This is a genomic window from Streptosporangium sp. NPDC004631, from assembly GCF_053601935.1.
This window is the reverse complement of the sequence record NZ_JBSGCR010000002.1, coordinates 360499-369734: the sequence shown is the minus strand read 5'-3', so window position 1 is coordinate 369734 and position 9236 is coordinate 360499. Positions and strand designations below refer to the sequence as shown.

Here is a 9236-nt window from a genome sequence, read left to right as displayed (position 1 = left end):
CGCCGGACCGGTACGCATCGGCTGCCGCGATCGCGGCAGCCTGAGACATGCTGCCGGAGTAAAGGCCGTGTGGCAAGCACACTCGGTTGGCGGCGCGGGATCCCGCGGGGGCGTCGCCGTACGGACCGATTCGCTACGCGGACTTCTCGCGCGGCGGACGCTGCTGCTTGTTGAGCTGGTCACGCGGTACGAGCGTCGGATTGACGTGCTCCAGCACCGACTCGCGGGTGATGACGACCCGTGCCACATCCTGACGGGAGGGCACTTCGTACATCACCGAGAGCAGGACCTCCTCCAGGATCGCGCGCAGGCCCCGGGCGCCGGTGCCGCGCAGGATCGCCTGGTCGGCGATGGCCTCCAGGGCGTCGTCGGTGAACTCCAGCTCGACGTTGTCCAGCTCGAACAGCCGGCGGTACTGCTTCACCAGGGCGTTGCGCGGCTCGGTGAGGATCTGGATGAGCGCGTCGCGGTCGAGGTTGTGCACGCTGGTGATGATCGGCAGGCGGCCGACGAACTCGGGGATCATGCCGAACTTCAGCAGGTCCTCGGGCATGACGTCGCCGAAGATGTCGGCGGAGTCGATGTCGTCCTTGGAGCGGATGATGGCGTTGAAACCGATGCCCTTCCGGCCGACCCGGGACTCGATGATCTTTTCGAGGCCGGCGAAGGCACCACCGCAGATGAACAGCACGTTGGTGGTGTCGATCTGGATGAACTCCTGGTGGGGGTGCTTACGTCCGCCCTGGGGCGGCACGCTCGCCGTGGTGCCCTCCAGTATCTTCAGCAGGGCCTGTTGCACACCCTCGCCGGAGACGTCCCTGGTGATCGACGGGTTCTCGCTCTTGCGAGCGATCTTGTCGACCTCGTCGATGTAGATGATGCCGGTCTCGGCCTTCTTGACATCGTAGTCAGCGGCCTGGATCAGCTTAAGCAGTATGTTCTCGACGTCCTCGCCCACATAGCCCGCCTCCGTCAGGGCGGTGGCGTCGGCGATGGCGAACGGCACGTTCAGCATCTTCGCCAACGTCTGGGCGAGCAGTGTCTTGCCGGAGCCGGTCGGGCCCAGGAGCAGGATGTTGGACTTGGACAGCTCGATGCCGTCGTCACGCCCGCGCTCGCCGGACTGCACCCGCTTGTAGTGGTTGTAGACCGCCACCGAGAGCGCCTTCTTCGCCTGGTCCTGACCGATGACGTAGGCATCGAGGAACTCGTAGATCTCCCTCGGCTTGGGCAGGCTGTCCCACTTGAGCTCGGAGGACTCGCTGAGCTCCTCTTCGATGATCTCGTTGCAGAGATCGATGCACTCATCGCAGATGTATACGCCAGGTCCGGCGATGAGCTTCTTGACTTGCTTCTGGCTCTTTCCACAGAAAGAGCACTTCAGCAGGTCTCCCCCGTCGCCGATGCGTGCCACCCCAGATACTCCTTTGCGTGGGACCGCCTTGGCTGCCGCGGTCCGTTTCTCCCGACCGGTCCGATACCCGGTGCGAAAAGTCATCCCGCTCAGGTTTCGACGTTACCGTCTTCTGAGCCCTCAGTGAGCCCTCTAGCGGCGAGTCGCACCGGAACGTGCCCAATTGGGCACCGTTCCGGTGCGATACGCCACGTTAGGAGGCTATGGCCTTGGCCAGCTTCTTGCGGGACGGGATGATGTCGTCCACCAGCCCGTACGCCTTGGCCTCCTCAGCCTCAAGGATCTTGTCGCGCTCGATGTCCTTGCGGATTTCGGCGGGCGACTTGCCGGTGTGCCTGGCCAGAATCGTCTCCAGCAGCGCGCGCATCCGCAGGATCTCACGCGCCTGGATCTCGATGTCGCTTCCCTGGCCGCCGCCCTCGGTGGAGGGCTGGTGGATCAGCATGCGAGCGTTCGGCAGGGCGAACCGCTTGCCCGGCGTGCCGCCGGCCAGCAGAATCGCCGCGGCCGAGGCCGCCTGGCCAAGACAGACCGTCTGGATCTCCGGCCGGACGAACTGCATCGTGTCGTAGATCGCCGTCATGGCGGTGAACGACCCACCGGGCGAGTTGATGTAGATGCTGATGTCGCGGTCGGGATCGAGCGACTCCAGCGTCAGCAACTGCGCCATGACGTCGTTGGCCGAGGCGTCGTCGATCTGCACGCCGAGGAAGATGATGCGATCCTCGAACAGCTTGTTGTACGGGTTCATCTCCTTCACGCCATACGATGTGCGCTCGACGAAGGAGGGAAGAACGTAACGGCCGTTGATGTCTCCCGGCCGGATCAACTCACTCACCTTTTTCCCCTTCAGGAGACGGCGCCCGCGGAGGGCACCTGCCGAGCGCTGCGCACGACCTGATCGATGAAACCGTAGTCCTTGGCCTCCTCGGCCGTGAACCAGCGATCCCGGTCGGAATCGGTCTCGATCTGATCCAGGTTCTGGCCGGTGTGGAAGGCGATGCGCTCGGCAAGAGTCTTCTTGACGTAGAGCATCTGCTCCGCCTGGATGGCGATGTCGGCGGCGGTACCGCCGATGCCCCCGGACGGCTGGTGCATCATGATGCGGGCGTGCGGCAGGGCGTAACGCTTGCCCGGCGCACCGGCACAGAGGAGGAACTGCCCCATGGAGGCGGCCAACCCCATCGCGACCGTGCACACATCGTTGGGCACGTATTCCATCATGTCGTAAATCGCCATGCCGGCCGTCACGGACCCGCCTGGCGAGTTGATGTAAAGCCAGATGTCCCGGTTGGAGTCGTCCGCGGCGAGCAGGAGCAGCTCGGCGCAGATTCGGTTGGCGATCTCGTCGTTGACCTGAGTGCCCAGCACGATGATGCGCTCACGCAGCAGCCGCTGGTAGAGCTGGTCTTCGAGCCTGAACGAGCCGTTCGGCTGGCTCATCGACTCGGGTCCGGAACCGGTCGGCTGGTAGGTCGGCGGGCTGGTCACAGCGTCACCTTCCGATGCGTCGTAATCGATTGGCTTTGCTTGTGACCTTAACGCGCGCCGCCTACCGGACATGCCCCCTCCACGTGCTGTTCGCTGACGGCGCATGCTCGCCGCCGCGCCCCAGGCTCCTCCGCCCGGTCTCCGGAGTCCGGTCCCCGCCCGGGTTCGCCCGGCGTGTCGGTCCTCGGCCGGATCCGGGTACGGCCCGGCCGCACAGGGGCGGGCCGGGCACGGCGCCATCCCCGCGGGCCCGGACGGCCACGAGGACTCCACAGGGCCGGAGCCGGCCCCGGCGGGGCCCCCGGCCGGAGCGTCCGCCCAAGACCCGCTGTGGCCCTGTGGAGGGTCGGGCGAGGACACTCCGGCCGGAAAGCGGAACGCCCCCACCGCGCCGGGCGCGATGGGGGCGTCGTGTGCGGTGCGGCGAGACCTACTTCGCGGTCTCCGGAGCCGACTCCTCGGTGGACTCCTCACCGGACTCCACGGCGGCGTCCTCGACGGGCGCCTCGCCGTTGATCTCGGTGTAGATGGCCTTGAGGTCCACTTCCTGGCCGGCCTCGTCGGTCACCTTGGCCGCGTCGCCCAGGACGCTCTTGGCCTTGTCCCTGACGATCTCCACCATGGCCAGCGTGAGCTGGTCGTTGTCGGCGAGGTGCTGGGCGAGCGCGTTCGGGGCGACGTTCATCTGCATGGCGCGGCGCACCACGAAGTTGGTCAGCTCCTGCTCGCTGACACCGATCTCCTCGGCCTTGACGATCTTGTCAAGCACGAAGCCGGTCTTGATCGCCTTGGCCGCGCTCTCGTCGAACTCGGCGTAGCGGTCTTCCTCGGTGGTCTGGTAGAGGCGGAAGTACGCCTCCTTGCTCAGGCCGCTCTCGGCGATCTGGTGCTCAAGGTTGTGCTTGCGGTTGTCGACCTCCGCCTTGAACGCACTCTCCGGGATCGGGATGTCAATCTTGCCGAGGAGGGCGTCCAGGGCGTTCTCCCGGGCCTGGACGACCTGCTCGACCAGCTTGTTGCGGCGAGCCTGCTCGCGGATGCTCTCCTTGAGCTCGTCAAGCGTGTCGAACTCGCTGGCCAGCTGGGCGAACTCGTCGTCGAGCTCGGGGAGGACCTTCTCCTTGACGTTCTTGATGGTGATGGTGACCAGGGCGTCCTCGCCGGCGTTCTCGCCGCCGACCAGGCCGGTGGTGATCTCCTTGACGTCACCGGCCGACATGCCGACCAGCGCGTCGTCCAGCCCCTGCAGCACCGAGCCGGCGCCGACCTCGTAGGAGACGTCGTTGGCCTGCTGCTCCTCGATGTTCACGCCGTCGATGGCGGCGGCCAGGTCCATGACGACGTAGTCGCCGTTGGCGGCGGGACGCTCGACGCCGGTCAGGGTGGCGAAGCGCTGGCGCAGACCGTCCAGCTGGGCGTCGACGTCCTCTTCGGACACCTGGGCGGCCGGGACGGTGACCTCAAGGCCCTGGTAGTCGGGGACGTCGAAGTTCGGGCGGACGTCCACCTCGGCGGTGAACTCGACCTGCTCGCCGTCCTCGACCTTGGTGACCTCGATGTCCGGCTGGCTGACCGGGAAGATGTCGCTCTCGTCGACGGCCTGGCCGTACAGCTTGGGCACCGCGTCGTTGAGGGTCTCCTCCAGCACCACCGCGCGGCCGAAGCGCTGCTCGATGATCCGGGCCGGAACCTTGCCAGGGCGGAAACCGGGGACACGCACCTGCTGCGCGACCTTCTTGTACGCCGCCTGCAGGCTCTCGCCGAGCTCCTCGAACGGCACCTCGACAGTGAGCTTGACCCGGGTCGGGCTGAGCTCCTCGACAGCGGTCTTCACGGGGTGGTCTCCTTGATCAAGCTTCGAGTGATCGCGGGCGCGTCAAGTCGTACGGCCACCGCGGCAAGCTCGCGCGCCGCGCCCACATGAGCGGCACCGGGCACAGCCGTCGAGACATGCGAGATGAGGGCATGCTCCACTGTGGCGGGTGTCCAGCGCCGCTGGCCAGTCTAGGGCAGACCCGCACCTTGGAGCGACCGGCGCTTGTTCAGTTCTCCTTGATGATTCGCCGCAGGATGTCGCTTGTCTCCCCCGGGGTGGTGCTGACCGCGCACAGCCGTTCCATGACCTCGCTGTAGCGGTCCACTTCTTCGCGTTTGTCCAAGTAGAGCGCGCTGGCGAGCTGCTCGACGTAGACCACGTCGGGAAGCTCCTCGTCCTGGAAGCGCAGCACGCTGAAGGCACCGCCCTCCGCGCTGTGACCGCCGAAGCTGAAGGGCATGATCTGAATTGTGACGTTGGGCCGGCGCATGAGGTCGAGCAGATGCTCCAGCTGGGCCCGCATCGCCTCCACACCCCCGATGGGGCGCCGTAACGCGGCCTCGTCGATGACCGCCCAGAAGAACGGCCCGTCGGCGCGTTCGAGCACCTGCTGACGCTGCATCCGCAGGTCCACGCGGCGGGCGATCTCCTCTGGAGCGATCCCGGCGCTTCCCGCGGTAATGACCGAGCGGGCGTACTCCCTGGTCTGAAGCAGGCCCGGCACGAACTGCACCTCATAGGTGCGGATGCGGGACGCCGCCTCCTCCAGTCCGACGTAGGTCTGGAACCACGAGGGCAGCAGGTCGTTGAACCGGTGCCACCAGCCTGGCTCGTTCGCCCGCAGGAGAAGGTCCATGACCGCCGAACGCGCCTGCTCCTCGTTCACTCCGTAGAAGGTGAGCAGGTCCGTGACGTCGCGTTCCCGCAGGCCGACCCGTCCGAGCTCCATTCTACTGATCTTGGACTCGGACCCCCTGATCAGGTGACCCGCCTCCTCCCGCGACAGCCCTTTGGCCTCGCGGAGCCGACGCAGTTGGGAGCCCAAAAGGATACGCAGAGCTGTGGGACCTGATCCCGGTTGAATCTGCGCCACTTCGCCTCCCTCTGTACTTGGGCCAGCGCACACAGTGTCACCACTTCCGGCCATCATGACAAGGTCTCACCCCAGTGTCCGATTCGCCAATGTCCCGTCACAACCGCTCATGCGGCTGCACATTGCAACTGCACGTGCATTTGGGTCTTGCAGCCGACGTTCCGGTGACCCATGATGGCCTAGTGCATATTGGGCTTATGGTGCACAAGCTCTGAAAACTCACAACTGGCACGGAGACTCACGATGACAGCGGGAGGTACCGGCAGGATGGTGGAGGAGCCGCAATCGGCTGCCGGCTACCTGCGGACGACTCGCGAAATCGGCTTCGACGAACTTCTCGCAGCCGATCACTCCGCGGCCACCGCGTGCCCCCTGCCCCGCCAGGCGGACTCCGTGAAGACCGCCAGGGATGTGACCCGGTCGACGCTGAGCGGCTGGGGTCTGCCGGAGCTGGGCGATGACGCGGCGCTAGTGGTTTCGGAGCTGGTCACGAACGCGGTCCGTTACGCGCTGTGCCCCCCCAGCCAGATCGAGACCAATCCGATCACCCTGGTCCTGCTGCACCTGTCTCCTCACGTTCTCCTCGCGGTGACCGACCCCAGCGACGAGATCCCCACCCCCAAGAAGCCGGACTTCATCTCCGAGAACGGGCGGGGCCTCTACATCGTGGAGACCTACAGCGAACGCTGGGGCTGGGACCACCTCAACCGCGGCGGCAAAGCCGTCTGGGCCCTCTTCAGCGGAACCCCCTGACCCTCCGGGCGCGCCTACGGCCCCCGTTCTCTCCGCACCTGCCCGACCTCTCCCTCGCCCTTGGCGGCCCTCGTCGCGGTCTCCCCCGAGCCGCGCCGTACGGCCGGGCCACCGCCCCGCGAGGAGATCGGGAAGGGCGCCGCGCCGTCCATCACGACCCGGCCCTCTTTTTCCCGCCCCCGGAAAACGGGTAAAACCACACCCGAAACTCAGACACGGCTTCTACCTGGTATTTCATGCCGGGGTGACAGGATTCACACCTGTGGGCCCCGTATCCCGGAAGAGGGCCTCGCCTGTCCAGTGGCCCAACCGGGAGGAAAGTCTAACCAGCTCAGGCGGCATGCTCCAGTTGAAATCGCCGATTCTCGCGGCGACGGTCAGAAAGTGCCCCACTTCCGCTGTCAGCCCCTCGTGACCCAGGTCACATCATCCCACGTCGGCGAGCGGGCTTGTTTCTCCACCGGAAGGCCCTCACCCGAACTCCGTATTCACCAAAGCCCTTTGTTATCGAAACGGGACCGGTCGAATTCGGCGACACCACGATATCGGCCCCGATTCACCATGCGACACCTCCGCCCGGAGCGCACGGACCGCCGGGGGCGGCCGGGGCCGCGGCCTCGACACCGGGAGCCGGCGACGGCCACCCGGCGGAGATCCCGAACATCGGGACGCCCCTGCCGTCTCACATGGTCAGAGACCGCCTCCGAAGGTCGGAAACGGCCTCTGCCTCGCACTTCGTGTCGGGGTGACAGGATTTGAACCTGCGGCCCCCTGCTCCCAAAGCAGGTGCGCTACCAAGCTGCGCCACACCCCGTCGGCAGGGTGCGCGCACGCTCCGGAACTCCGGTACGATTACGCCCTGACGAACGGATGAAGTCTAGACCAGACTGAGACCGGCTCGTGCGGACGTAGCTCAATGGTAGAGCCCCAGTCTTCCAAACTGGCTACGCGGGTTCGATTCCCGTCGTCCGCTCAGATGACAGAAGGCCAGGTCAGCCGCTCCGCGGGGACCTGGCCTTCTGCTGTGTGCCAGAGCTTCACGATCTTTTGTGCCCGCACCGTACCTGCGCCGTGCCCACGCCGTGCCCGGCGGCGTGCTCCGCTCGGGAAGGCGCCGCCACCTGAGGCGACCCTCCTCGGCTGTGGTCTGAGCGCGCATCCCCGCCCCCCTGGACACCGGTGACCGGAGACACCTCCAAGCCCCCCGGACGGCCCCTCCCACTCCGGCCGGGGGATGGACCACCGACGGCGACGGGGCCGACACTTGGTGAAACCGTCCCATGGAGGCAGGCATGAACGAAGCCACCCGCGTTCTGCTCGACGAGTCCCGTATCCCGCGCAACTGGTACAACATCGTGGCCGACCTGCCCGTACCCCCGCCGCCGCCACTCCATCCGGGCACGCTGCGACCGGTCGGACCGGACGACCTCGCGCCGCTGTTCCCGACGGAGCTGATCGAGCAGGAGGTCTCCGCCGACCGCTCCGTCGCGATCCCCGCGGACGTCCGCGACGTCTACCGGCTCTGGCGGCCGACCCCGCTGATCCGCGCCCGCAGGCTGGAGCGGGCGCTCGGCACCCCGGCGAGGATCTACTACAAGTACGAGGGTGGTTCCCCCTCGGGCTCGCACAAGCCCAACACCGCCGTCCCGCAGGCCTACTACAACGCGCGGCAGGGCGTCCGACGGCTGACCACGGAGACCGGGGCCGGGCAGTGGGGCTCGGCGCTGGCGTTCGCGTGCGCGCAGTACGACATCGAGTGCGAGATCTGGATGGTCCGCGCCTCCTACGACCAGAAACCGCATCGGGCGAGCCTGATGCGCGTGTACGGCGGGACCGTGCACGCGAGTCCGTCCCCGCTGACCGAGGCGGGCCGGAGGGTGCTGGCCGAGCATCCCGGCTCACCGGGCAGCCTCGGCATCGCGATCAGCGAGGCGGTCGAGGTGGCCGCGTCCGCCCCGGACACCCGTTACGCGCTCGGCAGCGTGCTGAACCACGTGCTGCTGCACCAGACCGTGATCGGCGAGGAGGCGCTCGAACAGATGGCCGCGTTCGGCGAGGTCCCGGACGTGATCGTGGGGTGCGCGGGCGGCGGCTCCAATTTCGCCGGACTGACCTTCCCGTTCATGCGGGAGAAGCTGGCCGGGCGGATGGATCCGGTGATCCGGGCGGTGGAGCCGGCGGCCTGCCCGTCGCTCACCCGGGGCACCTACGCCTACGACTTCGGCGACGCCGCCGGTTTCACCCCGCTGCTGAAGATGCACACGCTCGGCCACGACTTCGTGCCCGACCCGATCCACGCGGGCGGCCTGCGCTATCACGGCATGTCCCCGCTGCTGTCGCACCTGTACGAGCTGAGCATGTTCGAGGCGGTGGCCAAGGGACAGACCGAGTGTTTCGAGGCGGGGCTGCGTTTCGCCAGGACCGAGGGGATCGTTCCGGCCCCCGAGCCGACGCACGCGCTGGCCGAGATCATCGCCGAGGCCCTGCGGTGCAAGGAGACCGGTGAACCGAAGGTCCTGCTGACCGCGCTGTGCGGGCACGGGCACTTCGATCTGAACGCCTACGACCGCTACCTGTCCGGGCGGATGGAGGACTTCGCGCTGCCCCGGGACCGGATCGACGCGGCGCTGGCCGGGCTGCCCCGCCTGTAGGCGTCCCGTCTCCGCCGC

General features: G+C 67.1%; 8 protein-coding genes and 2 tRNA genes. 3 read left to right on the top strand and 7 right to left on the bottom strand.

From position 1 onward, the window contains the following. Positions 1-133: 133 nt before the first annotated feature. The 5 genes from clpX to ACWEF2_RS03285 form a co-directional block, all read right to left on the bottom strand. Positions 134-1414, bottom strand: a complete 1281-nt coding sequence (clpX, locus tag ACWEF2_RS03305; protein ID WP_355598879.1) for an ATP-dependent Clp protease ATP-binding subunit ClpX — start codon at positions 1412-1414, stop codon at positions 134-136. 193 nt (positions 1415-1607) lie between these two features. Continuing rightward, positions 1608-2252 (bottom strand): ATP-dependent Clp protease proteolytic subunit, encoded by a 645-nt coding sequence (locus ACWEF2_RS03300; protein ID WP_355598880.1) that lies wholly within the window; start codon positions 2250-2252, stop codon positions 1608-1610. Positions 2253-2263: 11 nt separating this feature from the next. Further along, a complete protein-coding gene (locus tag ACWEF2_RS03295) occupies positions 2264-2905 on the bottom strand; it encodes a ClpP family protease (protein ID WP_453811422.1) in 642 nt (213 codons plus the stop codon). Between the two features lie 430 nt (positions 2906-3335). Continuing rightward, entirely contained in the window at positions 3336-4739 is a 1404-nt protein-coding gene (gene tig, locus ACWEF2_RS03290) for a trigger factor (RefSeq protein ID WP_453811420.1), read from the bottom strand. A 208-nt stretch (positions 4740-4947) separates the two neighbouring features. Then, positions 4948-5814, bottom strand: a complete 867-nt coding sequence (locus ACWEF2_RS03285; RefSeq protein ID WP_453811418.1) for a helix-turn-helix domain-containing protein — start codon at positions 5812-5814, stop codon at positions 4948-4950. 243 nt (positions 5815-6057) lie between these two features. Between ACWEF2_RS03285 and ACWEF2_RS03280 the strand changes: the two genes are divergently transcribed. Next, the gene (locus ACWEF2_RS03280; RefSeq protein WP_453811416.1) at positions 6058-6567 is read left to right on the top strand and encodes an ATP-binding protein; all 510 of its coding nucleotides are present in this window, start codon (positions 6058-6060) and stop codon (positions 6565-6567) included. A 14-nt stretch (positions 6568-6581) separates the two neighbouring features. Here the strand turns inward: ACWEF2_RS03280 and ACWEF2_RS03275 are convergent, their stop codons facing one another. Both ACWEF2_RS03275 and ACWEF2_RS03270 read right to left on the bottom strand, forming a co-directional pair. Further along, entirely contained in the window at positions 6582-6722 is a 141-nt protein-coding gene (locus ACWEF2_RS03275; protein WP_453811414.1) for a hypothetical protein, read from the bottom strand. Between the two features lie 585 nt (positions 6723-7307). Next, positions 7308-7381: transfer RNA gene (locus ACWEF2_RS03270), tRNA-Pro, on the bottom strand. An 88-nt stretch (positions 7382-7469) separates the two neighbouring features. Here ACWEF2_RS03270 and ACWEF2_RS03265 point away from each other — a divergent pair. Next, positions 7470-7540 (top strand) — tRNA-Gly (locus tag ACWEF2_RS03265). Positions 7541-7859: 319 nt separating this feature from the next. Beyond that, positions 7860-9218, top strand: coding sequence for a TrpB-like pyridoxal phosphate-dependent enzyme (locus ACWEF2_RS03260; RefSeq protein WP_453811412.1), 1359 nt, complete (start codon positions 7860-7862; stop codon positions 9216-9218). The last annotated feature ends 18 nt before the right edge of the window (positions 9219-9236 follow it).